This window comes from Lysobacter sp. N42 (genome assembly GCF_004344885.1).
On sequence record NZ_SKFB01000001.1, the window covers coordinates 481,813 to 506,666 of the forward strand.

Sequence of the window (24,854 nt, forward strand, 5' to 3'; positions counted from 1 at the left end):
TTATCTAAGGACGTAGCCATGGAACTCGATCCCTTATTACTCTCACGAATTCAATTTGCGTTCGTGGTTTCATTTCATGCCATTTTCCCTGTGTTTACGATTGGATTAGCTTCCTATATCGCCGTACTGCAGGGATTGTCGTTTAAAACTCAAAACCCTGTTTGGGAGCAGTTGTCAAAATTCTGGACTCAGGTGTTTGCCGTAGTGTTTGGTATGGGGGTTGTTTCTGGAATCGTAATGGCTTTTCAGTTCGGAACAAACTGGAGTGAGTTTTCTCGGTTGTCTGCTAACTTCCTTGGACCTGTATTAAGTTATGAAGTAGTGACGGCATTCTTTCTAGAAGCGGCGTTTCTAGGTATTTTGCTTTTCGGTCGAGGCAAAGTTCCACAAGGTATTCATTTTCTGTCTGCGGTTATGGTTGCTACTGGAACCTTCATTTCGTCTTTCTGGATTCTCTCTGCAAACAGCTGGATGCAAACCCCAGCAGGTGTAGAACTGAGAGACGGTTTATACCATGTGGTGAGTTGGAGTGATGCTATTTTTAATGCCTCGTTATGGCCTCGCTTTTTCCACATGGCGCTAGCCTCGTTCCTTACCGGTGCTTTTGTAGTGGCTGGAGTGAGTGCATGGTTTATTCTGCGCAAGCGAGACGTAGAAGTACACCGTAAAGCCTTGTCGATGACCTTATGGCTGCTGCTAGTCATCGCGCCAGCTCAGGTGGTCGTTGGTGATATCCATGGTCTTAACACGCTAGAACACCAACCCATTAAAGTAGCCGCCATGGAGGGGAACTGGGAAAGGAAAACAAACGTTCCGTTATTGCTTTTTGCAATTCCAGATCAGGAAGCAGAGAAGAATCACTTTGAAATCGGTATTCCATCGCTTGCAAGTATAATTCTCGCGCACGACCCAAATGGTGAAGTGCCTGGCATTACAGACGTTCCCAAAGACGAAAGACCACCTGTTGCTATTGTTTTCTGGTCGTTCAGAGTGATGGTAGGCTTGGGTATGTTAATGGTTCTCTTCGCAGTAATTGGCCTAGCATTACGATACAAGCAGAAATATGTGAAGTCACAATGGTTCCTCAAGGGTTTAACTTACATGAGTTTTGCTCCTTTTATAGCGGTGCTTGCAGGTTGGTTTGTGACAGAAACGGGTCGAGCTCCATGGCTTATTTATCAACAGTTGTCTCACGCTGATGGCGTCACTCCGTCCTTAACCGGCTGGATGGCCTTGTTCACTTTGATTGGCTACATCCTTGTGTATGCCATTGTATTCGCCGCTGGTGCTTATTACCTGATGCGAGTCATTCAAACGGGCGTAACCCAAGGTCCAGAAGACGAAAGTGAACACCCGGAGCAACGAGCTAAGAGACCACTGTCAGCCGCTGGTGCAAGCTGGGAATTAGAGGAGCAACAGTCATGAGCGAACCTGTATTTGATTTAACCTTTATTTGGGCCGCTATTATCGCATTTGGCGTCATTATGTATGTGCTTATGGACGGCTTCGACTTAGGGCAGGGAATTCTATTTCCATTTGCTCCAAGTGAAGAGTCGAGAGACGTAATGATGAACTCAGTCGCTCCTGTTTGGGACGGCAATGAAACTTGGCTGATATTAGGTGGAGCGGGGTTGCTAGCGGCATTTCCTTTGGTGTACACCATATTTCTTCCGGCACTTTATATCGGTGTATTCCTGATGCTAGCCGGTCTCATTTTCCGCGGCGTTGCGTTTGAATTTAGATTTAAAGCCAAAACCTCAAAGTATCTATGGAATTGGGCGTTTGCTGGTGGTTCTATTGTTGCTTCTTTTGCGCAGGGTGCTGTTGTAGGGGCTTATATTCAGGGGTTTGAAGTTGTAAACGACGTATATGTTGGTGGTGCTTTCGATTGGCTTACACCATTTACAGTACTTACCGGTTTAGGGATGGTAGCTGGTTATGGTTTGCTGGGGTCGACTTGGTTAATTTTAAAATCTGAGGGTGAAACTCAAGAGTTTGCCTATCGGGTAACAAAGCGTTTATTGCTAGCCGTGCTTGTTGTTTTTGTCGCCATTAGTTTGTACACGCCATTTGTCGACGAGTTTGTCTCGAATCGTTGGTTTAGCGGTATTTCTGTTATTTGGTTGCTTCCTGTTTTGGCATTGTTATGTGCATGGAGAATTTATAGCGCTGTGCAACAAAAGCGTGATGGAACGCCATTCGTAGCCACTATGGGCTTGTTTATCTTCACCTATTTCGGGCTATTAGCCTCTAAGTTTCCTTACGTAGTGCCGCCAAGTATTACTTTGTGGGACGCGGCTTCTGCACACGAAAGTCAACTCTTCCTATTATTAGGGCTGCTTTTCGTGATACCTATCGTACTTGTGTACACGGCATGGACATACTGGGTTTTCAGAGGCAAAGTTAAAGCCGGTCATGGCTATCACTAATTAAACAAACTTTATGTCAGAACAAGAAAAAGCGCGCCAGTTATTGGCGCGCTTACACCGTTCATTCTCTAAAACGTCGACAATTCTGACTCTGTTGGTTGTTTCTAAGCAACTTACAAGAGTAGTTTGGATTGGCTTACTCGCTTATATTCTCGCAACCGTTATTGGAAGTGATCATGACTTGATGCCATGGTCCGCTATTACGTTGTGGCTGTTTGTTACTTTATTAAGTTATCTGATATCTATATGGGAAGTACGTTGGAGCTCAGTACTTCGCTATAAGATGCGTAGTGCGACAAATAATGCCGTAATCAATTATTGGCAAGCTAATGCTGGCCAGCAAATCGACTTTTCTGAATCAAATTTGTTGATAGAGCCTGTTGCCGCAATGGAAAGCTATTTTCTGAAATACCTTCCTCAGCGATATGTGTCTGTTGTTATTCCATTAGCCGTGATCAGTGTTGTTTTCTACTTAGACTGGATCGCAGGTCTATTTTTACTGTTTTCTGCCCCTTTAATACCGTTATTTATGGCGTTAGTGGGGATGGGAGCAGAAAAACTGAACCAAAAGCATTTTCAAACATTGCGGCGGGTTTCTTCTATTTTCATTGATCGTGTCCGAAACATTACCACGCTACGTTTGTTTAACCGCAGTGATTGGGCAGAGCAGGAGATTCACAGAGCTTCCGAACGATACAGAATGATTAATATGCGCACTCTAAAAGTCGCCTTTTTATCGTCAGCGGTGCTCGAATTTTTCACTGCTGTAGCCATAGCAGCAGTGGCCATATATGTAGGGTTCGCGCTTTTGGGCTTTCACAGTATTGGACCCGCTAGCGAGATGACTTGGTTTTCTGGATTGTTACTGCTGATGTTAGCTCCGGAGTTTTTTCAACCGATAAGAGAGTTTGCAAATTACTACCACGATCGTGCTAAGGCACTAGGTGCTGCCGCAGACTTAATCACACGAGTCGACTTCGAGCCATCTACGACTGCTGGCGAGCGTGAGAACTTTGTGGTGCATGCTATTCGCGTAGAGAAACTTGAGCTCGGATACAATGGCGAAAACCTTGCTTTGTCACCCATTTCATTTGATGTGAATAAAGGCGGATGCGTGGTTATTACCGGGCCAACAGGTGTGGGCAAGTCTACTTTGTTGAAAACTATTGCGGGGCTTCAACCTGAAAGAGCTGGCAATGTTCGTATTGAACCGGAGACCTTTGAACAGGCTGCAATTAATTATTTGCCGCAGATGCCAGCAGTTATACAAGGTAGCTTAAGAGAAAACTTTAAGTTGGCAGCTCCGAACTGCACTGATGAAGAGATTATTTTTTGCCTACAGCAGGCGGGGTTGGGATCGCTATTCAATGAGCTGCCGAACGGTTTAGAAACTTATTTAGGGCCGGATGGTTTTGGTTTATCTGGAGGTGAATTAAAGCGGTTGGCGGTGGCGCGAGCATTGATTAGTTCGTCAAATGTCGTGGTGTGGGACGAACCTACGGCGAGCTTAGACCGACACCATGCTGCCCAAGTAATTAACTTAATACAGCAATTGAAACAGCAGGGTTATGTAATGATTATTGCTAGCCACGACGCTGATGTTCTGGCGGTTTGTGACAAAGAGATAGCTATATGTGGCACCGCCTTGGAGTCAGTCAATGTTTAGGCCTATCTTGCACCCTTTGTTTAGAGGTTTGTCAAAAGACAAAGCTTTGGTAAGAACTTTGTCATGTGGGTTGGCCTTAGCTTTTATAAGTTTAATTTCCACGGTTGGCTTACTCGCGCTGAGCGGGTGGTTTATCACGGCTTCGGCATTCGCCGGGGTATTGGCGTTGATTGGAGCTATCAATATTTATACGCCCGGAGCTGCTATTCGACTTTTTGCTGTGCTTAGAACCGTTTCTCGTTACGGTGAGCGTGTGTTTAATCATGACGCTATTCTAAAAATACAGAGTATATGGCGCGTGTGGACCTTTAAACAGCTACGGCAAATGGATTTTGCCACAATAAAAGGGCTCTCCGTTGCTCAACTGTCACACAAAATAAACCGTGATTTGTCGGTTTTGGAACTGTATTGGTTGCGTATAGCAACACCTTGGTTGTTATTCATATCCACTTCTATGTTGATGCTTGTAGTGCTTGCCATCGTGTACTGGCCCGTAGCAATTATCTATGGAGTCTTTGTAGCGTTTACCGCGTGGTTTGTACGTAAAGGGGCCGAAAATGCAAAAATAAAATCGAAAGCAGAATACACCTCTGAGTTCGACTTTAAGAAAAATACATATAATTTCCTGGCGTTATTACCAGAGCGCACTGCTTGGGGCTTAACGGAAACTCACCGAAAATCTATGGTAGAAATCAGTGAGCAGTATGCGCAATCGGTGGATGATAATGAATCCATGATGGGCCTCAAGATGGCAGGAACTGTGTTTATTCATGGAGTAATGGTTCTCTTCATCACACTCACAACTATCCATGCTTGGAAAAATGACAGTATTTCAGGCCCGATGGCTGTGTTTATTGTACTGGGTTTAGTAGCTCTAGCAGAGAGTTGGCAGCAGTTGATTGTAGGTAGCTTACGATACGGCGAAGTAACGTCAGCATTGTCTTCGCTGTCTGAATTGACTCAAGAAACAGGCTCAAAGATTGAGGTTACTGACTGCAATACAAATGGGTTAGTGATAAAAAATTTAGAAATCTACAGGCGTGAACGCTTATTGTTGTCGGTACAACACCTAAAGATTGAAACCCGAAACCATGTCGCGGTACTCGCTAGCTCAGGCGTGGGAAAATCAAGCTTAGCTGACGCTATAGTCGGCATTTTACCTTTAACGAAGGGACGTATTATTTGGGGTGGACAGCCTGTTAGCCCAGAGACTTTAAAAACGCAGCGGATATCTTACCTAATGCAGGGAGATGAAATTTTTTCGGGAAGTTTATGGGAAAATTTAACATTAGGTGATGTGTCTATTACGGAGCAGCGGGTTTGGGATGTGTTAAATACCGTGCAGTTAGATGACTGGGTTAAATCTCACAAGAAAGGATTAGCCATGCTACTGGAAAGCCAGGGCGCTAACGTTTCCGGTGGACAAGCAAGGCGAATATCTCTAGCTCGAGTATTGCTACAAGACAGTGAATTCATTATTTTAGATGAGCCTTTCCGTGGCATAGATAAAGCTACGCGCGAGAAGATTGAGGGAAAATTAAGTCTTTTATTCAAAGACAAAACGGTAATCTACTTCGCTCACAGGAAAGCGGATGTTCCACCCGTAGATCGGTACTTAAACATGACTAATCAGCAGCTTGAAGAACTATAATTTTTGAAAACACTAATAATATTTAATCCTATTTATGCCGAAAAGCGCGCCAAAGTATTGGTGATGCTGAAGCAAAAATTGAAGCAACTTGGGCGTGAATATGTTGTTTTTACAACAGAGCCTAAGTTATCTGAAGCAAAAGACAAATTCTCCGAGCGCCTTGAGAGTTTTAGCGACGCCATAGTCATTGGTGGTGATGGGACGTTGCACCAAGCGGTTAACCTATTAACTGATTTTACTGGGGATATTGGTTATATTCCCGCAGGCACAGGTAACGACTTTGGACGTTATTGGTTGGGGTTAGGTAAAGGCCTTGAGTTCTATATTGAAACCGCCGTACTCGGAAAAAGTGAAAGCTGTGATGTAGGGCAAGTAAACGATACAAAGTTTATTGACTCTGTGGGGATCGGTTTTGATGGCGCTTTAATTAAACGCATTCAGTCCAGTAAGTCTTTCTTTCCTGTTTTAACTTATGCGTTGTCTGCTATTCGTATGTTGTTTACTTATCGTGGTAAGCCATTTTCAGCGACAACAGATGAGGGTGCTATTGAACAGCTGCGATGCTTAATGTTTGTAGTCGCAAACGCTCCGTATTATGGGGCCGGAATGAAAGTTGTACCCCATGCAGATGCTCAAGACGGCTTCTTGTCATATACCTGCGTTGAAGATCGCTCGATTGTTGCGAAAATGCGGGGTTTTGCACAGATATTCAAAGGGACGCATACCTCCAAAAGATTTGTGACTACCGGTCAGTTTAAGTCTATTGATGTAACAACCGACAATTTACCGATGCACGCAGATGGCGAGTATATAGGGGAAACACCGGCGCATATTAGTTTAGCTACGGCGCAGCTTCATATTCGTAAGCGTCTGTAAAATTAAGTACTGCAACTTCTTTGTAGTTGGTTGAGCTCTGACTGATGCTGCTCAAATGCTTGTTGTAATGCTTGGTAATTACCGATGAAATTAAGGTGCTGTTGCCAGCCAGCATGTTGTACTAAACCCTTTAAAGTGTTGATTGATTCACGTGCTACTTCCCCCGCATCTATGGTGCTTGTTACTAAAGGCGATATTTGCTCATTGAACTTAGTCATAATTTGCTGAAAAGCTTCATACTGGGATGGTGTGCAAGTTGATTCTTGTAGTAACTCTTGTAACTGCTGAGATGCGCTTCTGAGTTGCTCTGTAGACCTAGTAATCGACATCCATAATTGAGGTAAATAGCTTCCCCTATGTAACGTTTGCAAACTCTCATTCCATGTTTGTTTGTCAATTGCATAGCCTTCACGTAACTCATTCATGTTATTTAGCTCCTGTGCGACATAGGCGAGTGCTTGAAGCTCTTCAGAGTCGTCTGTAGTTACGCGTGAAAAAGTTCTACTTGAGGGAGTAAGCGCATTTTGCATAGCTTCGCTTGCCACAATAAAGTTATGAATATGAGCGGAAATTTGTGACGTTTTAATAGAAGCCATCTCCTGAAGTGTTAACGCGAGATCTTCGCTGATATTTTGGTTCTCAATACACTGAGGAATTGCTTGTAAAACCTCTATATTATGCAAAAGCTCGTTGGCAGGGACTAATACGTTGCCAAGGGAACTGTTGCGTTGAGCAACCAGCTGCCCCAATTTACAATGATTGAGCTGCAACGAATTGTAGAGCGTTATTTGCGGGTTGTTGAGGTTGATCACAGAGTTTCGTTTCGCCGGCGGCCAACGAATGGAGTCTGTTTCAAACTCTGCATTATTCTCAGAAAATTGAGATATAGCGGCGTGATAACTCAACCATACGGACTCCCCTTTAGTGCAGCTAACTAACGCCATAGTTAGGAGAAAAGCACATATAAGAGAAAGATAGCCTCGGCTGTGGTGGTGAAAATTTAAATTTCGTACAATACGTAACATTATTAAAGAATTACCTATGGCGGTTATTTCATGTTTACAGGAATCGTGCAAACTCAAGCTATCGTTTCTGACATTGTCGATCAATCAGAGTTTAGACAATTAACCGTGTCGCTTGCCGAAAAGTGGATAGAGAATTTAGAAAAGGGCGCAAGTGTCGCGGTGAATGGTTGTTGTTTAACAGCTGTTGAGTTTGGACTTAAATCAGGTCGTGCGTTTATTCGTTTTGACGTGATTGACGAAACTTTAGATAAAACCAACTTGGGTTTGCTTGAAGTCGGCACTCAGGTGAATGTTGAGCGCTCCTTGCAAATGGGTACTGAGCTTGGTGGACATATTGTTTCTGGTCACGTTCAGTCTCAGGGAACACTACTAGAGAGGGTTGATACGGAAAGCAACTGCCGTATGCTTATCGGGCTTTCGGAACCTTGGCTGGAATATGTTTTCTCAAAGGGATTTATTGCTGTGAACGGTGCAAGTTTGACAGTAGGGGAGGTGGAGAAGCAAGGTTTTTGGCTTCATTTAATCCCTGAAACGCTTGAGGTGACGAACTTGGGTAGCCTTAAAGCCGGCGATAAGGTCAATATTGAGGTTGACCAAACAACCTTCACGACCGTTGAAACAGTTAAGCGTGTAATGGCTAGTGGCAAATTTGGGCTATCCGCTAACTAGTAGTATTGCTCGTCGTCTGCGTTAATTCGAAGGTGATATTTTTCGTCACTTGGGTGTAAGAACAAGTGTAAATGAATGTCACCTCCGCACGCTTGGCACTCTTCCATATAATCTTGCTCATCTTCACTAAGGTCGATGTCGACATGCACGTTATGGCCGCAGTGTGGGCAGTGCACAATAGCGTCTTGCAGTTTCTCCTCAGACATAAGCTTGTCTCTTGTTGCCGAACCTAAATTAAGTTTAGCAACGCTTTTGCACTGTGAAAGGCGGGTGATTGCTTAATCACTTAACTATCGATGAATACGGCATATTTAGTTAAAAACTATGTTTAAACCCAAATAAACAATGTTGTTATGCCAAACATAGCTATGATAGTTCCGCCGATAGCTCTTAATGTCGGTTTGGAGCCGGTAACCATTTGTGTAGCCAACAAAAACAGTGGTGCAGTGGAAAGTAAGGTCTGGGCAATACCTGGTGATACAGTAGCTACTGCGACTTGTTGCAACCAAATCGCTAAAAATGTACCCACAAATACCGCGAAAAATAGCGATTTTAGGTTTGTGTGGCGCAAACTGGCTTGAGTTCGCCTAAATATTTGCTGTTGTGTTAGAGCTAAAGCAACGGTTAACACCAGCGTACCTCCGCCAATTCGTACAAAAGCCGCTTCGATGGGGGAGACCTCTATGTTAGAGAATGCGGAAAATGCCATAACTAACCCGATCGCTTGGCAGAGAGCTGCACCCACCCCAAACAAATAATATGCGTACTTTCGTGGTTGTCCTTCGTGGTTTTGTTTCTCAGTAATGACACAAAGCACACCTAGTATAACGATTAAACTTCCAAGGCCTTGCAATAAAGAAAGTGTTTCTCTCAGGGTTAGCCAAGCTATAACAGCAGCTAACGGCGGAGCTAAATACTCGAGAAGAATTGTTTTACCAGGGCCTAAACGCCTTAAGGATGCGAAATATAACGAGTCCCCGATAGTTATCCCGATAACACCGCTAATCAGCATAAGAGCAAACTGCGGCATATCCCATCCTTGCCAAAAGTTGCCGGGCATTAGGATGGCTACAAGCAACAGCAGCGGAGTAGCAATTAGACTTTTCACAAAGTTTAGTTGCATAGAGCTTAATGTTTGGGTACTTCGACTATATAAAATAGTGGCTAAAGCCCAACATGCGGCTGCGGTAAGTGCCGCAATTTGACCAAGGTAAATAGACATTTAGAGTTACTTTGCTGGTTTGATTCAAGTGCCGATTTTAGGTATAGTTTCGCTTCTTTTTGAGGCGGTGCACAATGTACTACCGTCTACCTTTTTATACAATGCATATACAAGTGGCACTTGGTAGGTGTCACCACTGTGAAAGGAAATAGAAGTCATGCCTGTAATTACGCTTCCCGATTCTAGTAAACGCGAATTCTCTAACGATGTTTCTGTACTCGACGTCGCTGCTGATATTGGCCCTGGTTTAGCCAAAGCAACGATTGCTGGACGTGTTAACGGTGAACTTGTCGACGCTTGTGACTTGATCACTGAAGACGCAAGCTTAGAGATTATCACCAGTAAAAACGAGGAAGGTTTAGAAATTATCCGCCACTCGTGTGCTCACTTACTAGGCCATGCTATTAAACAGCTTTGGCCTGATACGAAAATGGCGATTGGTCCAACTATCGATAATGGCTTTTATTACGACGTAGATATCGACAAACCTTTGCAGCAAGACGACCTAGATGCGTTAGAGAAACGCATGAAAGAGTTGGCGAAAACAGGCTATGCGGTCGTCAAAAAGAAAGTAAGCTGGGAAGAAGCAAGAGAAACCTTTGTGCAGCGTGGTGAGTCATACAAAGTTGAGATTCTTGATGAGAACATTGAGAAGAGTGACCGCCCGGGTTTATATCACCACGAAGAATATATAGATATGTGCCGTGGACCGCACGTGCCTAACATGAGCTTCTGTCAACACTTTAAAGTTATGAAAGTAGCCGGTGCGTATTGGCGTGGCGACTCAGACAACAAAATGTTGCAGCGAATTTATGGCACAGCGTGGGCAGACAAAAAGCAATTAAAAGCTTATTTGCAACGCTTGGAAGAAGCAGAAAAGCGTGATCACCGTAAAATCGGTAAAGCGCAAGATCTATTCCATTGGCAGGAAGAAGCACCTGGAATGGTATTTTGGCATCACAACGGCTGGACTGTTTTTCAGGAATTAGAAAAATTTGTACGTGAAAAGCTTCGCGAATACGATTACCAAGAAGTTAAAGGTCCGTTAATGATGGACCGTGTGCTTTGGGAACGTTCTGGCCACTGGGATAAGTTTTCTGAACTGATGTTTACAACGCATTCAGAAAACCGTGACTACGCGGTGAAGCCGATGAATTGCCCAGGCCATGTTCAGATATTTAACCAAGGCTTAAAGTCTTACCGCGACTTACCTTTGCGTATGGCTGAATTTGGTTGCTGTCACCGTAACGAGCCGTCAGGTGCTTTACACGGACTAATGCGGGTTCGTGGATTTACTCAAGACGACGCACATATTTTCTGTACTGAATCTCAGGTACAAGAAGAAGTTGCGGGCTGTATTCGTATGGTTTACGAGACATACCAAACATTTGGTTTTGACAATATCCAAGTGAAATTGTCGACTCGGCCAGAGAAGCGTTTAGGTGACGACGCAATGTGGGACCGTGCTGAAAGTGCATTGTCTGAAGCGTTGAAGTCGCAAGACATTGAATTTGAATATTTGCCAGGTGAGGGCGCTTTCTATGGTCCGAAAATTGAATTCACGCTTTTTGATACAATCGGCCGTGCTTGGCAATGCGGAACAGTTCAGCTCGACTTTGCTCTGCCGGAGCGTTTAGGTGCGAGTTATGTTGGCGAAGATAACGAACGCCACATTCCAGTGATGATTCACCGTGCAATTTTAGGTTCTCTAGAACGTTTCATGGGGATCTTAATCGAAGAATACGCTGGATTTTTCCCAACTTGGTTGTCGCCAAACCAGGTTGTGGTGATGAATATTACCGATAAACAGGCCGATTATGTCTCAAATTTGGTGTCAGAACTGAAAAATAAAGGATTTAGGGCGACAGCTGACTTGAGAAATGAGAAGATTGGCTTTAAAATTCGCGAGCACACGCTTAAACGCGTGCCTTACTTGTTAGTTGTTGGTGACCAAGAAGTCGAACAACAACAAGTTGCGGTACGTACTCGCAGTGGTGAAGATTTAGGAAAACTCACGACCGAAGCGTTTATAGAAAAGCTTGGTAGTGAAGTAGCTGCTCGTACTCTTTAATAAAATTTGCTGGAGGAAGAAACCATTAAAGGTGGAAGAAAAGGTCAAAAGACCGATAAAACCCGGATTAATGATGCCATCACCGTTTCGGAAGTACGGTTGATTGACGCAGAAGGTGAACAAGTCGGAGTCGTAAGTATTAACGAAGCGATAGGGATGGCTGAAGAAGCCGGTCTCGACTTGGTAGAAATTAGCCCTAATGCTGAACCGCCCGTATGTCGAATCATGGATTACGGCAAGTTTCTTTACGAAAAAAGTAAACAGCAGAAAGAGCAAAAGAAAAAGCAGAAACAGATTCAGGTTAAGGAAGTTAAATTCCGTCCTGGCACAGATGAAGGCGATTACCAGGTCAAACTGCGCAACCTGCGTCGCTTTCTTGAGGGGGGGGACAAAGCTAAAGTCACCGTGCGTTTCCGTGGCCGAGAAATGGCACACCAAGAGTTGGGTATTCAACTTCTAGAGCGAATTAAACTCGATTTAGATGAAATATCTAACTGCGAGGCTTTCCCTCGTCGGGCTGAAGGTCGTCAAATGATTATGGTTTTGGCACCTGATAGTAAGAAGTAGCAGTGGTTCTCAAGTAGAAATCATGTCGGTTTCTCACCCTGTAACTCAATTGGCAATCAATGCGGAGTTTTTGTAATGCCAAAGATGAAAAGTGTAAAAGGCGCTACTAAGCGCTTTAAGAAAACTGCTTCAGGCGGTTATAAGTGCAAGCAGTCTCACTTGCGTCACATTTTGACCAAGAAGAGCTCTAAGCGTAAACGTCACCTTCGTGCGAAAAACATGGTACATCAGAACGATGTAGTGTTAGTTGATCGCATGTTACCGTACGCATAAGAGGAGAGATAGAGCATGGCACGAGTAAAACGTGGTGTGATCGCGCGTGCGCGTCACAAAAAAGTACTGAAGCAGGCGAAAGGTTATTACGGTGCACGTAGTCGCGTTTATCGCGTTGCGTTTCAAGCTGTAACTAAAGCGGGTCAATATGCATACCGTGACCGTCGTGCGAAGAAGCGTCAATTCCGCCAGTTGTGGATTGTTCGTATCAACGCTGCAGCGCGTCAAGGTGGTTTGTCGTATAGCCGCTTTATCAATGGCTTGAAAAAGGCATCTGTTGAGATCGATCGTAAGATTCTGGCAGACATCGCTGTTCACGACCAAGCAGGTTTCACTGCTCTTGTTGAAAAAGCGAAAGAAGGCCTTTCAGCTTAATTTAAGCTGAGGTTTGTCTTAAGAAAGGGAGCCAATTGGCTCCCTTTTTCTTTGCTTTCTGGTATTATTCTGCCTTCAAAAACTGCAGAACATATAATTGCCTCCGCCAGCAGAAATACAGAGGATTCTAATGGAGTTACAAGCAACGCTTAATGCTGCCAAAACAGCGATAGAAAACGCGAGTACCGTGCAGGAACTCGATGAAGTTCGAGTTTCTTACATGGGTAAGAAAGGTCAATTTACAGAACACCTGAAAGGGTTAGGTAAGTTGTCGGCAGAAGAACGGCCAGCTGCAGGTCAGGCAATTAACGAAGCAAAGCAAGAATTCCAGTCGTTGCTAAATGCACGTAGAGACGATTTACAGCGCGAAGCTATGGCTGTAAAGCTCGAAGCTGAAAGGGTAGACGTAACGCTGCCAGGGGTTTCCGTGAAAGCAGGCGAGCTTCACCCTGTTACACGCACCATTCAACGTATTGAAGCTTATTTTGGTCAACTTGGTTTCAGCGTTAAACAAGGTCCTGAAGTTGAAGATAGCTTCCACAACTTTGACGCATTGAATATTCCCGCACAGCATCCAGCGCGTGCAGACCACGATACCTTTTATTTTACCCCTGAAACGATGCTTAGAACGCAAACTTCAGGTGTACAGATTAGAACCATGGAAGTGGAACAACCTCCTTTACGCATTATTTCTCCTGGGCGTGTTTATCGTAACGACTACGACCAAACACACACGCCGATGTTTCATCAGGTAGAAGGCTTGATGGTTGACAAAAATGTGAAATTCACTGAATTGAAAGGAATTTTGCATGACTTTTTACATCATTTTTTCGAAGAAGATTTGGAAATTCGTTTCAGACCTTCGTATTTTCCATTTACAGAGCCCTCTGCAGAAGTTGATGTGCGGAGAAAAGGTGGTAAGTGGTTAGAAGTTTTAGGCTGCGGTATGGTTCACCCGAACGTACTGAAGGCCGTAAATATTGATCCTGAAGAATATACTGGCTTCGCATTTGGTATGGGCGTTGAGCGCCTAACGATGTTGCGTTATGGCGTAAACGACTTGCGCGCGTTCTTTGAAAACGATTTGCGTTTCTTAAGCCAATTTAACTAAGGAGTAGGATAATGAAGTTTAGTGAAAATTGGTTACGTGAATGGGTAAGCCCAGAGTTAGATAGTACGGCACTCGCTGAGCAATTAAGTATGGCTGGCTTGGAAGTCGACGCTGTTGAACCTGTTGCAGGTGAGTTTACCGGCGTAGTTATCGGTGAAGTTAAAGAATGTGGACAACATCCTAATGCAGACAAGCTTCGTGTAACTAAAGTAGACGTTGGTGGTGACGAGCTTCTAGATATCGTTTGCGGTGCGCCAAACTGCCGCTTAGGTATTAAGGTTGCTGTCGCGGTTATTGGTGCGGTCTTACCTGGTAACTTTAAAATTAAGAAAACAAAGCTGCGTGGCGAGCCCTCGAATGGCATGCTTTGTTCAGCGTCTGAACTAGAGCTAAACGACGACCACGACGGTATTCTTGAGCTTCCATCGGACGCACCTATAGGTACAGACTTTCGTGAGTGGATGAATCTGGACGACAAAACTCTAGATGTCGACCTAACCCCAAACCGTGCAGACTGCTTAGGTATTCGTGGTATAGCGCGTGAAGTGGGTGTACTTAACAATTTAGATGTAGCTGAACCGCGTGTTAACGACAATAAGGCAACGATTCGCGATACGCTAGCTATTCAGTTAGATGCTAAAGAAGCTTGCTCTCGTTATCTTGGTCGCGTCATCAAAAATATTGATATGAATGCCAAAACACCACTATGGATGGTGGAAAAGTTAAGACGTAGCGGTATTCGTAGTATCGATCCTGTGGTCGACATTACCAACTTTGTATTGCTAGAACTTGGTCACCCGATGCATGCGTTCGACTTCGATACTTTAAAAGGTGGAATACAAGTTCGTTTCGCGAAAGAAAACGAGTCGCTTAAGACTTTAGATGGTGAAGTTGTTGAGCTTTCAGATGATGTATTAGTGATTGCCGATCAAGAAAAGGCTTTAGCTATCGCAGGAATCTTTGGTGGCGAAGCGTCTGGAGTAACCGAGAAAACTCGTCATATTTTTTTAGAGAGCGCGTATTTTAACCCTGAATTCATAATGGGTAAGGCTCGTCGTTTTGGCCTTCATACGGACGCGTCACACCGTTATGAGAGAGGCGTAGACCCCGAGTTACAGCGTATCGCTATGGAACGTGCTACTTCACTTGTATTAAGTATTTGCGGTGGTGAAGCAGGCCCGATTACAGAAGCGAAAGATACGAACTTTTTACCACAAACGAAGAACGTAACTTTGCGTAATTCACGTTTGTCGAAAGTACTTGGTATCGAATTAGATCCGCAAAAAGTGACAGAAATCCTTCAGCGTTTGGGCTTCTCTACGAAGTTTGATGATAATGAATGGAGCGTTAAAGTTCCTCCTTATCGTTTTGATATTGCTATAGAAGAAGACCTCATTGAAGAGGTGGCACGAGTATACGGCTACAATAATATTCCATCTGTTGCGCCTACAGCTGAGTTAAAAATGACGCGTCAGGAAGAGTCTGTGACTCCGCTGAATGAATTACAACAACGTCTTTTAGACCAAGGCTATCAAGAAGCAATTACCTATAGTTTTGTTGATCCTAAACATCAGGCATTACTCTACCCTGAGAGTGCGGCGCTTAATTTGCCTCACCCAATTTCAGTAGATATGTCGTCTATGCGCCTAGGCTTGCTGCCAGCCTTGCTGTCTGCTGCGGGTTATAATCAGAAGCGACAGCACTCGAGTGTGAAGCTATTTGAAACGGGGTTAAAGTTCACACCTCAGGAAGATGCGGAAAATGGTATTTCGCAAGTTTCAGTGATCGGTGGCGTTGTTTATGGGCCTGTTTATGGTGAACATTGGCAACAAGGTTCGAAGCCAACTGACTTCTTTACGGTGAAAGGTCATGTAGAGTCTCTATTAAAGGCTCATGGTTTCTTGTCTGACTACCGCTTTGTAGCATCCGAACATTCGGCGTTGCATCCAGGACAAAGCGCGGCGATTTATAAAGACGGCCAATACATAGGCTTCGTTGGTGCGTTACATCCGCAGTTTGAAAAAACATTCGGATTAAAGTCCAGAACCTTTGTGTTCGAGCTTGAGTTAACACCTATTTTAGAGCGCAATATTCCGGTTGCGAAGTCCATTTCTAAGTTCCCGTCTATTCGTAGAGACTTAGCTTTAGTGGTAGACAAAAACCTAGCGGCAGGCGAATTGCTAGAATCTGTCAAGAAAGTTGGCGCAAATCATGTAGTTGACCTACACTTATTTGACGTTTATCAAGGTGATAATCTACCTTCTGATAAGAAAAGCTTGGCATTAGCACTTATACTGCGTGCTGAAGACCGTACATTGGAAGAGCAAGACGTTAATGAATCTGTGGCAACCGTCGTTGACCTACTTAAACAAGAGTTTAACGCGGTATTGAGGGATAGTTAAAATGGCACTAACGAAAGCAGATATTGCAGAACAATTACATGAAAGGCTCGACATTAGTAAGCGAGACGCCAAAGAATTGGTTGAAATGTTTTTTGAAGAAATAAGAGCTGCTCTTGAAAGTGGAGAGCAAGTGAAAATATCTGGTTTCGGAAATTTTGATCTCCGTGATAAAGCGGAACGGCCGGGCAGAAACCCTAAAACAGGCGAAGATATTCCTATTTCTGCGCGTAGGGTGGTTACCTTTAGACCTGGTCAGAAGCTTAAAGCGAGAGTGGAAGACGCCAAAAAATAGGCTTGCGGAAGCAGGAAGGAAAAAAGGTGAATGCGCTGCATTCACCTTTTTTTATGCTTATTTGAAAAATAAATTACTGAACGGGTTGAGTAACCTTGCGATACCTGAGGTGAAGTATAACGGAGCGTCTAAAGAGGCAAGCGTTAAACAATCTTCATGTTGCGTTTCAGGTGTATGGGTATGTTTCTTATCGAGTAAAACAAAGTCTCCGTCGCGGTACTCGTTCTTTTCGTCATTGAAAACGCCATTTAGCACGAGTGTAATTTCTTGACCTCGGTGCGTATGCTCCGGAACCTTGCTGTTTTCAGCCATATAAATAAGGTCTAAAGTCTCTTGTTCTCCAATATCAACATGCGCCTTCATCATTTTTCCGGGAACCCAACTCCAATGCCCGATACGATGCTTTTGACGCGCCAGCGTGGAAGGTAGACGAAACTTTTTCCCCTCCAAGCTGATAAACGGGTCAACTTGTTCCTGTTTCAATTCTTTCGGCGGGCGAGACTCGATAATCTGCTCGAACATTGCTTCAAGGTTTGCGCTTCTGGGCGTTCGGATGTCTTGCAGCACACGACGAGCCATAATTTCTTCAGCATCTTTTACCTGTTGCTGACAGCGCGAACACATATCAACATGAGTTGCTACTGCGACTGATGTGGCTGTGCACAAGCTGCCAGCAGCATATTTCTCAATAAGTTGGTCGTTGGGGTGAAATTTAATCATGGCTAACAATCATCTCCTTTAACTTCTGGAGAGCTAATCGAGTTCTAGACTTTACCGTTCCTAATGGTATTTCTAACGCATCAGAAACTTCTTGCTGAGACTTTCCTTCCAGATAAATTTTTTCTATAACAATACGTTGGTTGTCGGGTAATTGAGCATAGTAACTCTGAATTTCTTGTAGTAAGACCGTTTGATCTAAAGATACGTCGTCGTCAAACGATTCGTTCGTTTCTGCAAGAATGGGCCATAGATCGTCCGCACTAAGGTCGTTCATTCGATGTTTGTTCTTACGAAGGAAATCGAATCTGATGTTACGTGCGATGGTGAAAATCCACGTTGTCGGTGAACCTTTGTCTGCTTTGAACAAATGAGCTTTGTGCCATACGTTTGTCATGGTTTCCTGAACCAAGTCTGAAGCAATAGCTTCATTGCCAAACTGTCGCGTGCCATACGCCAGTAATCTCGGGGCGAAATAGCTGAATAGTTCACTAAATGCAGCCCTAGACTGTTCGAGAGCAACTTTCGACAGTAACCCTGAAAGATACTCTGCTGAACATTTTGCGCTATCGGCAATGGCGCTTCTTTTCATTTGTTTACCGTTATTTCTCGCTTGTGCAACCTGCATAGTAGTCTACGCCTTCTAAGCTTATATACAAACGTTGTTTACTAAACAATTTACTCCGGAGGTTTCTATATAGATCACTATTTATTCGGTTTCTTTGCTCATCTGCTCTTTTTCAAACAAAGACGCGATGTATTCAGTGAGTACATGGTGGCATTGATGGGTCAGCAAGCTTTGCTTAACGCTAGCTTCTAACGGCAAAATTTCCAACCAACGTAAGCACACCCAACTGGCGTCGTCGTAATATTTTTTCGGATATAGAGCCTCTAGTTCGGGGAATTGTTCAAAAACTTCTTTCAGCTTCTCGACCAATACTGGAAATGCTTCAGGAGTTTGCAACGTTGAATTATGCTCCAAGAATTCAATGTCCCCACGTCGTAAGTTGGTTTTGTCAGTGGTGATATTGAATATTCTGACTAGTCTAGCGCCTTGAACAGTTATCCCCAGCATACCGTCATTCAACGCGTCAAAATCAACTATCTCGACTATTGTGCCTATAGGATGAATGTGCGTGTTTTCATCTGTATTTCCTTTGCTATTTAAGGAGGCACAGATAAAACCCGCGTTGTTCTTCATGGCTTCTTTAACCATCGACAAAGAGCGTGGTTCGTATATGCGCAATTTCATTCGGCCGCCTGGTAAAACGACAGAAGATAGCGGGAACAATGGTATTTGCTTTTGACTCTGATACATCATTTGCTTCAAAAACGTTGTGAATTCGTTCCTTTTACGCATACTGTTAGTATTTCGGATCTAAATAATTTGATTAAATTTTCATCTTCGTTTCGTGAATTGAACGTTGTGTTTTATTTCACAACTGCGAGCAACAGCTCTGCGAGGGACAACTATGAATAACCCGATAGGTTGGTTTGAATTGTATGTAAGTGACATGGCCCGTGCTGTGAAGTTTTACGAAAGCGTTTTTAAAATTAAACTCGAGCCGATAGGAAACCCAACGGAAGAACAACTTGTTATGAGAGGTTTTCCCTCGGATATGTCTGCATACGGAGCTTCTGGAGCGCTAGTGTGTACCGAAGGTGTTTCACCCAGTAACAACAGCACTATCGTCTATTTCTCGTGTGAAAATTGCGCGGAAGAGGAGGCTCGTGTCGGCGTGAGTGGAGGTTCTATCGTTCGTTCTAAAATGTCCATAGGTGATTATGGATACGTTGCGCTCGCTAATGATTCAGAGGGTAATATGATTGGCCTACATTCAATGAATTAGTTGTATCAACAAAAATGTTGTTAGGCTGAACCAATGGAGTCGTTGCAACGTATTTGTTTCAAAGCTTTTAAAAAAATCGAGGTAAAACATTGATTAAGGTTGGAATTAGCTCTTGCCTGATGGGCCAAAAAGTAAGATTTGATGGTGGCCATAAAGCCTCTTTATTTTGTCAACAAGAACTCAGTAAATATGTACAGTTTCAACCATTGTGCCCCGAGGTCGGTATAGGATTGAGTGTGCCTCGTCCCTCCATTCGCCTTGAGCAACATGATGAAAAGGGGGTTCGAGCGTTCATTCCAAAAACAGAAACCGATGTCACCGAGCAATTACAGGGATTTGCCAATCAGCACCAAGATAAATTCACGCAGTTAAGCGGTTACGTTTTGTGTGCCAAGTCTCCTAGCTGTGGAATGGAAAGAGTTCGAGTATATAAGCCTGGGGAAAAGCATAACGAAAAGAATGGAGTCGGCATCTTTACCCAGCGGTTAATGGAGTTACAGCCTAATTTACCTATTGAAGAAGATGGTCGCTTGAATGATCCATTTCTGCGTGAAAATTTTATTTTGCGCGTGTTCATATACGCAGACTGGCAAGGGCTAACTCGCCCGCTTACAAAAAAAGCGTTACTTGATTTTCATACTCGCCACAAATTGCTTCTACTAGCACATAACCAGCCTCTTTATCGACAGATCGGGCACGAGTTGGCACAAACCCACCAAATTACAGAGCGATTTGAAAACGAGTACATTTCTAGAGTTATGGAAGCGTTAAGTAAACCCGCGTCACGAAAGAATCACACTAACGTGATGCAGCATGTCCAAGGTTATTTTAAAAATTACCTATCTGAGGTCGAAAAGGAAGAGTTGGCGGAACTCATACTTCAGTATCGTAAAGGCATAGAGCCGTTGAGCTCACCACTTACATTATTAAAGCATTACCAAAAAATTTACCCCAACGACTACTTGGCAAGTCAGTCGTATTTTAATCCTTATCCTCAACAACTGAAACTAAGATACGGGTTGTAGCTATGGCCGGACTTATTTGGTTTAAGCAGGATCTACGCCTGTTTGACAATCAAGCTGTGTCGCAAGCATGGAATAACCAGGATACGCTTCATGCTGTTATTTTTGAAACCGAGCAAACGTGGGAGGAACATGATTGGGCTCCTATAAAGAGGGACTTGTATGAGCGGCGTGTGAATGCGCTTGGTCAAGAGTTGGCAGAGCTTGGTGTAGTACTCGAAGTTATCTCGGTGAAGGAGTATGCAGAGTGTGCAGGCAAGTTAGTTAAGATATGTAAACAGCAAAATATAGAATCCGTTTATTTTAATCGTGAAATGCCAGTTCACGAGAAACAGCGCGACAAAGCGGTTGCGTCTTGGTGTCAACAGCACAACATTTCTACCCATATTTTCGATAACGTCATCGCCGTTGCACCGGAAAAGGTAAAAACCGGGCAGGGGACTTACTTTAAAAAGTTTACGCCTTTCTATCGAGCTTGGAAAAAGTTATTAGCAGAAAGCTTGCCTGAGTCTCCATCGTCTTTGTCAGCAAAGGCAGAGCCGTTGAGCTTTCAAAAAGTATCGCTAAAAGGAAAAAAGAATAGTAGTAACAGTTGGAGTACGGATACCAAAGATATTTTAAAGCACGTCGATGCGTTTACTCATGACGTTGTGAATCATTATCACACTGGCCGTGACGCCCCCAGTGAGCGCTCTACGTCACTATTTTCACCATGGTTTGAAATTGGGGCTATCGGTGTAAACACGGTTATAAGAAAGCTGATGGAAAGTTCGCCAAATTTTCCGGATGGTCTTAACCAAGGACAAGAAACCTGGCTATCCGAATTAGCGTGGCGTGATTTTTATCAGCACCTAATGTGGCATGTTCCTCGCCTGAGTTACGGTAAAGCGTTTATTCAAGAAACCGACGCGTTCAATTGGGAAAATGATGAGAAGAAATTTGCAGCATGGTGCTCGGGCAATACTGGTTACCCAATCGTTGACGCGGGAATGAGGCAGCTAAATGAAACGGGTTGGATGCACAATCGCCTTCGCATGATCACCGCAAGCTTTTTAGTGAAAGATCTTCTCATCGACTGGCGTTGGGGTGAGAAATATTTTATGCAAAACCTCATTGACGGAAGCTTCCCAGCAAATAACGGAGGTTGGCAGTGGAGTGCTTCTACTGGTACTGATGCTGTGCCTTATTTTCGAGTATTCAATCCAGAAAGGCAGAGCGAACGGTTTGATCCTAATGGTGACTTTATCCGTTCTTGGGTCAAAGAGTTAAAGGACGTACCTAAAAAATATATTCACCGTCCTGAAGAGTACTTGAAAAACAAACAGAGCGACTACCCGCGACCTATTGTTGATCACAAGACTCAACGGGAGAAGTTTTTAACGCAATTTAAGAGCATAAAAAATGGTTAATGACGAGATTATTGAGTTGATTAAAGCTTTTTATGCTGACTTGTCTGTAGATTCACTTTCGATGTTGCCAGATATTTATGATGTGAACATTATATTCCAAGACCCTGTGCAAAAGGTTGAGGGTTTAGACGCGTTAAAGAGCTATTTTCAACACGGTTTGGCGAACGCCAAGCGTTGTACGTTTGACATACAAGAGACGACAGTCGTTAAGAATACTGTGTTCTTAGTATGGACCATGACATTAGAGCATCCGAAATTGAATGGTGGCAAGTTTTTCTCTATCGATGGTACCAGCCGGCTTATTACTAATGACAACGGAACTAAAGTCGTGTTTCACCGTGACTACTTTGATTTAGGTGCAATGCTCTACGAACAAATTCCAATCGTAAGTTCGGTTATTCGGGCAATCAAAAAGCGAGCAAAATTATGAAGACGGTCTTAATTACAGGTGCAACGTCAGGTATTGGTAAGCAACTCGCATTAGATTACCTTGCACAAGGGAACAAGGTTATTGCTTGTGGAAGGAACAAAACGAAGCTTAATGAATTATCTCAGAGTTCCGAGGGCGCAGGAAAGAATGGAGAGTGCGTCTTAAAAACTTTTGACGTGACAGATAGAGAGAGCGTCAAGGATGCGCTAAGCAGCGAAAACCATATTGACTGTGTAATCCTCAATGCGGGTGTCTGTGAATATGTAGATGACGCAGGAGAGATGGATTCAGAGTTGTTTCAACGTGTATTCGACGCGAACTTCATGGGAGTTGTGAACTGTGCCAGTGTGCTGATACCCAAACTACCTGCTGGCAGCCAACTAGTGGTCATCGACAGTATGGCTAGACTTCTTCCTTTCACTCGTGCTGAAGCCTATGGGGCAAGTAAAGCGGCAGTTCATTATTTTACCAACAGCTTAAAGTTAGATTTGAAGTCTCGAGGTATACGCGTAACTTCGGTTTCCCCTGGGTTTGTGAAAACGCCCATGACTGATGCGAATGATTTTGAGATGCCTTTTCTTACAACAGTGGAGGAGGCGTCAAAAGCAATACGTAAAGGAATAGACAAGGGGAAAGCACAAATTTATTTCCCACGAGTCTTTGGATGGGCTCTGCGCTTTATGAGTAGATTGCCAATGAGATTACAGGTTCTGATTTCGAGCCGTTTAGACAAGGAATAAAGCATGAAAATCGCCGTAGTAGGCAGTGGCGTTTCAGGGCTCACCGCTGCTCATTTGTTAAGTCAAAAGCATGATGTTGAAGTATTAGAAAAAGCGTCAACGATTGGGGGCCATACAGCCACCGTTGATGTAACGCTAGCAGGAAAGAGTTATGCGGTAGACACCGGTTTTATCGTTTTCAACAACAAAACCTATCCGCTTTTTCGTAACCTTATGCGTTCGTTGCAAGTAACTTGGCAAGACACTGAGATGAGTTTTAGCGTGACGAACCCAGACAGTGGGCTTGAGTACAACGGACACAACCTTAATACTTTGTTTGCGCAACGCAGAAATTTATTGTCTCCAAACTTCTATCGGTTCATTTCAGAGATTTTGAAATTCAACAAAGCCGCTAAAGAGCAAGCAAACCTGCCTAGTGAAGCACTCGACAAAGTGACGTTGAAACAGTTTATGGACGAACTTTCCTTGTCGCAAAGCTTTCAGCACAATTATTTAAAGCCGATGTGTGCAGCCATCTGGTCTGCGTCTTTGAAAGACGTTGAAGATTTTCCCTTAGGGTTTTTCCTGCGGTTTTTTGAAAATCACGGTTTACTCGACATTAAAGATAGACCGCAGTGGCATGTTATTAAGGGAGGATCTAGAACCTACCTTAAACCGTTATGTAAACGTTTTGAGAACAATATAAAGGTTAACACTGAAATAGCGTCGATTGAACGGCGGGCCCAGGACGTGCTGATTACTCTTGCTTCGGGTGAGCAACGCGTCTACGACCACGTTGTTTTTGCTTGCCACAGCAACCAAGCGTTATCGCTTTTAAAGGATGCAACAGAAGACGAAAAACGCGTGTTAGACGGAATTCCTTATCAAGCGAACGAAGTGGTTTTACACACGGATACGCGTTTATTGCCACGCAAACAGAGAGCCTGGGCAAGCTGGAACTACTTATTACCGTCTGTAAAGGCTAACGAAAGCGAAGCTTTGACCATGCCGACAACATTGACCTACAACATGAATATTCTGCAAGGCATTGAGGCTAAAGACACATTTTGTGTAACCTTAAATAGCACTTCAAAAATTGACCCTACTAAGATTTTAAGAAGTTTCGTCTACGACCATCCGGTGTATTCAGTGGAATCATTCGCGGCCCGAAAAGAACGAGGGGCTATTTGTGGTGTAAATAGAACACACTTTTGTGGAGCCTATTGGTATAACGGTTTTCATGAGGACGGCGTGCGTAGTGCCAACGACTTATGTGAGCGCTTTGATGTAGATCCCATTGTTCCTTCTCCGCAAGATGGTATAGCCCATGTCTAGCCATTCAGGCGTTTACTGGGGCGTTGTGGGTCACCGCAGACTCATGCCTCAAAAGCATCAACTGCGTTATAAAATTATGCAGTGGTGCTTTGATTTGAAAGAACTTTCATCTATACATTGCCTAAGTAAATTTTTGTCAGTGGAAAGGAAGCGTTGGGCACCGCTACACTTCAAAGATACTGATTATTTGAAAGGTTATTTCCAACCAGAATATGAGGATATTCATGATGCGGTGCTTCGCAAAATGAATGATCTTTCTGACCAACCTTTATCTGGGAATATTACGTTTTTGGGTAATATTCGAAATTGGGGCATATATTTCAGTCCAATTAATTGCTTCTTCCTACGTAACACGCAGGGGTTGTACACCCACATGTTGGCGGAGGTGTCTAACACACCTTGGAACGAGCGCCACTATTACTTAGTTGACTTAGAAGACCAACAGCCTACCCAAAAAGCGTTTCATGTGAGCCCGTTTAATCCGATGGATATGACTTACCATTGGCGTATTAAGGCTCCAAAAGATACCTGCGTAGTACACATTGGTGTTAAGCGCCATGAATTAGAGTTTGATGCGACATTGAAATTGTCGAAGCAGGAATTGAACTCAAAATCTATTCGTTCCGTATTAAGAAAGCATCCAATACAAGTCGTTAAGATTGTATGGGGTATTTACTGGCACGCAGTGAAACTTTTTCTAAAGAAAGTCCCGATTTATAAGCATCCTTAAGAAAGGAATTGAA

General features: G+C 43.7%; 26 protein-coding genes. 20 read left to right on the plus strand and 6 right to left on the minus strand.

The features are described 5' to 3' along the window. The first annotated feature begins 18 nt into the window (after positions 1-18). Genes EYQ95_RS02450 through EYQ95_RS02470 form a run of 5 tightly spaced genes read left to right on the plus strand, consistent with a single transcriptional unit; the run spans position 19 to position 6,622 of the window. A complete protein-coding gene (locus EYQ95_RS02450; RefSeq protein ID WP_111914281.1) occupies positions 19-1,425 on the plus strand; it encodes a cytochrome ubiquinol oxidase subunit I in 1,407 nt (468 codons plus the stop codon). After that, positions 1,422-2,429, plus strand: a complete 1,008-nt coding sequence (cydB, locus tag EYQ95_RS02455; RefSeq protein WP_111914280.1) for a cytochrome d ubiquinol oxidase subunit II — start codon at positions 1,422-1,424, stop codon at positions 2,427-2,429. The genes EYQ95_RS02450 and cydB overlap by 4 nt, the downstream gene beginning before the upstream one ends. 13 nt (positions 2,430-2,442) lie before the next feature. After that, the gene (gene cydD / locus EYQ95_RS02460) at positions 2,443-4,095 is read left to right on the plus strand and encodes a thiol reductant ABC exporter subunit CydD (RefSeq protein WP_111914279.1); all 1,653 of its coding nucleotides are present in this window, start codon (positions 2,443-2,445) and stop codon (positions 4,093-4,095) included. After that, positions 4,088-5,746, plus strand: a complete 1,659-nt coding sequence (locus EYQ95_RS02465) for an amino acid ABC transporter ATP-binding/permease protein (protein WP_111914278.1) — start codon at positions 4,088-4,090, stop codon at positions 5,744-5,746. Before cydD ends, EYQ95_RS02465 begins: the two co-directional genes overlap by 8 nt. A gap of 3 nt (positions 5,747-5,749) precedes the next feature. Further along, positions 5,750-6,622: a diacylglycerol kinase family protein gene (locus EYQ95_RS02470; RefSeq protein WP_111914277.1), complete on the plus strand. Its 873-nt coding sequence runs from the start codon at positions 5,750-5,752 to the stop codon at positions 6,620-6,622. Between the two features lie 2 nt (positions 6,623-6,624). Here EYQ95_RS02470 and EYQ95_RS02475 read toward each other — a convergent pair whose 3' ends face one another. Beyond that, a complete protein-coding gene (locus tag EYQ95_RS02475; RefSeq protein ID WP_111914276.1) occupies positions 6,625-7,647 on the minus strand; it encodes a DUF3080 family protein in 1,023 nt (340 codons plus the stop codon). Positions 7,648-7,677: 30 nt separating this feature from the next. On the opposite strand from EYQ95_RS02475, the gene EYQ95_RS02480 reads away from it, so the two are divergent. Continuing rightward, positions 7,678-8,316: a riboflavin synthase subunit alpha gene (locus EYQ95_RS02480; protein ID WP_111914275.1), complete on the plus strand. Its 639-nt coding sequence runs from the start codon at positions 7,678-7,680 to the stop codon at positions 8,314-8,316. On the opposite strand, the gene EYQ95_RS27130 is transcribed toward EYQ95_RS02480, so the two are convergent. Together EYQ95_RS27130 and EYQ95_RS02490 are read right to left on the minus strand one after the other, a co-directional pair. Beyond that, a complete protein-coding gene (locus tag EYQ95_RS27130; protein ID WP_111914274.1) occupies positions 8,313-8,522 on the minus strand; it encodes a CPXCG motif-containing cysteine-rich protein in 210 nt (69 codons plus the stop codon). The genes EYQ95_RS02480 and EYQ95_RS27130 overlap by 4 nt on opposite strands. Positions 8,523-8,644: 122 nt before the next feature. Beyond that, positions 8,645-9,538 carry a DMT family transporter gene (locus EYQ95_RS02490; protein ID WP_111914273.1) on the minus strand — a complete coding sequence of 298 codons (894 nt, stop codon included), beginning with the start codon at positions 9,536-9,538 and terminating at the stop codon, positions 8,645-8,647. A gap of 157 nt (positions 9,539-9,695) precedes the next feature. Between EYQ95_RS02490 and thrS the strand changes: the two genes are divergently transcribed. The 7 genes from thrS to ihfA all read left to right on the plus strand — a co-directional run bounded on the left by thrS (position 9,696) and on the right by ihfA (position 16,629). Next, positions 9,696-11,609 carry a threonine--tRNA ligase gene (thrS, locus tag EYQ95_RS02495; RefSeq protein WP_111914272.1) on the plus strand — a complete coding sequence of 638 codons (1,914 nt, stop codon included), beginning with the start codon at positions 9,696-9,698 and terminating at the stop codon, positions 11,607-11,609. A 24-nt stretch (positions 11,610-11,633) separates the two neighbouring features. Then, a complete protein-coding gene (gene infC, locus EYQ95_RS02500; RefSeq protein WP_207916226.1) occupies positions 11,634-12,176 on the plus strand; it encodes a translation initiation factor IF-3 in 543 nt (180 codons plus the stop codon). A 75-nt stretch (positions 12,177-12,251) separates the two neighbouring features. After that, a complete protein-coding gene (gene rpmI, locus EYQ95_RS02505) occupies positions 12,252-12,449 on the plus strand; it encodes a 50S ribosomal protein L35 (protein WP_111914271.1) in 198 nt (65 codons plus the stop codon). 15 nt (positions 12,450-12,464) lie between these two features. Further along, on the plus strand, positions 12,465-12,824 hold the full coding sequence (gene rplT, locus EYQ95_RS02510; RefSeq protein WP_111914270.1) for a 50S ribosomal protein L20: 360 nt from the start codon (positions 12,465-12,467) through the stop codon (positions 12,822-12,824). A 130-nt stretch (positions 12,825-12,954) separates the two neighbouring features. Beyond that, positions 12,955-13,935 carry a phenylalanine--tRNA ligase subunit alpha gene (gene pheS / locus EYQ95_RS02515; protein ID WP_111914269.1) on the plus strand — a complete coding sequence of 327 codons (981 nt, stop codon included), beginning with the start codon at positions 12,955-12,957 and terminating at the stop codon, positions 13,933-13,935. Between the two features lie 11 nt (positions 13,936-13,946). Next, positions 13,947-16,337 (plus strand): phenylalanine--tRNA ligase subunit beta, encoded by a 2,391-nt coding sequence (gene pheT, locus EYQ95_RS02520; RefSeq protein ID WP_111914268.1) that lies wholly within the window; start codon positions 13,947-13,949, stop codon positions 16,335-16,337. Between the two features lies 1 nt (position 16,338). Next, entirely contained in the window at positions 16,339-16,629 is a 291-nt protein-coding gene (ihfA, locus tag EYQ95_RS02525; RefSeq protein ID WP_111914267.1) for an integration host factor subunit alpha, read from the plus strand. Positions 16,630-16,686: 57 nt separating this feature from the next. Here ihfA and EYQ95_RS02530 read toward each other — a convergent pair whose 3' ends face one another. The 3 genes from EYQ95_RS02530 to EYQ95_RS02540 all read right to left on the minus strand — a co-directional run bounded on the left by EYQ95_RS02530 (position 16,687) and on the right by EYQ95_RS02540 (position 18,706). Continuing rightward, entirely contained in the window at positions 16,687-17,349 is a 663-nt protein-coding gene (locus tag EYQ95_RS02530; protein ID WP_111914266.1) for a ChrR family anti-sigma-E factor, read from the minus strand. Then, positions 17,342-17,974, minus strand: a complete 633-nt coding sequence (locus tag EYQ95_RS02535; protein ID WP_207916202.1) for a sigma-70 family RNA polymerase sigma factor — start codon at positions 17,972-17,974, stop codon at positions 17,342-17,344. The genes EYQ95_RS02530 and EYQ95_RS02535 overlap by 8 nt, the downstream gene beginning before the upstream one ends. An 81-nt stretch (positions 17,975-18,055) precedes the next feature. After that, on the minus strand, positions 18,056-18,706 hold the full coding sequence (locus EYQ95_RS02540; RefSeq protein WP_111914265.1) for an LON peptidase substrate-binding domain-containing protein: 651 nt from the start codon (positions 18,704-18,706) through the stop codon (positions 18,056-18,058). A gap of 112 nt (positions 18,707-18,818) precedes the next feature. Between EYQ95_RS02540 and EYQ95_RS02545 the strand changes: the two genes are divergently transcribed. The 7 genes from EYQ95_RS02545 (at position 18,819) to EYQ95_RS02575 (ending at position 24,841) form a co-directional block, all read left to right on the plus strand. Next, a complete protein-coding gene (locus tag EYQ95_RS02545) occupies positions 18,819-19,196 on the plus strand; it encodes a VOC family protein (RefSeq protein ID WP_111914264.1) in 378 nt (125 codons plus the stop codon). Positions 19,197-19,285: 89 nt separating this feature from the next. Further along, the gene (locus EYQ95_RS02550; RefSeq protein ID WP_111914263.1) at positions 19,286-20,221 is read left to right on the plus strand and encodes a DUF523 and DUF1722 domain-containing protein; all 936 of its coding nucleotides are present in this window, start codon (positions 19,286-19,288) and stop codon (positions 20,219-20,221) included. A 2-nt stretch (positions 20,222-20,223) separates the two neighbouring features. Further along, positions 20,224-21,627, plus strand: a complete 1,404-nt coding sequence (locus EYQ95_RS02555) for a deoxyribodipyrimidine photo-lyase (protein ID WP_111914262.1) — start codon at positions 20,224-20,226, stop codon at positions 21,625-21,627. Next, positions 21,620-22,057 carry a nuclear transport factor 2 family protein gene (locus EYQ95_RS02560; RefSeq protein WP_111914261.1) on the plus strand — a complete coding sequence of 146 codons (438 nt, stop codon included), beginning with the start codon at positions 21,620-21,622 and terminating at the stop codon, positions 22,055-22,057. Before EYQ95_RS02555 ends, EYQ95_RS02560 begins: the two co-directional genes overlap by 8 nt. Beyond that, positions 22,054-22,797 (plus strand): SDR family NAD(P)-dependent oxidoreductase, encoded by a 744-nt coding sequence (locus tag EYQ95_RS02565; RefSeq protein ID WP_111914260.1) that lies wholly within the window; start codon positions 22,054-22,056, stop codon positions 22,795-22,797. The genes EYQ95_RS02560 and EYQ95_RS02565 overlap by 4 nt, the downstream gene beginning before the upstream one ends. A 3-nt stretch (positions 22,798-22,800) precedes the next feature. Beyond that, positions 22,801-24,111, plus strand: a complete 1,311-nt coding sequence (locus EYQ95_RS02570) for an NAD(P)/FAD-dependent oxidoreductase (RefSeq protein ID WP_111914259.1) — start codon at positions 22,801-22,803, stop codon at positions 24,109-24,111. Then, the gene (locus EYQ95_RS02575) at positions 24,104-24,841 is read left to right on the plus strand and encodes a DUF1365 domain-containing protein (protein ID WP_111914258.1); all 738 of its coding nucleotides are present in this window, start codon (positions 24,104-24,106) and stop codon (positions 24,839-24,841) included. The genes EYQ95_RS02570 and EYQ95_RS02575 overlap by 8 nt, the downstream gene beginning before the upstream one ends. Positions 24,842-24,854 lie beyond the last annotated feature (13 nt).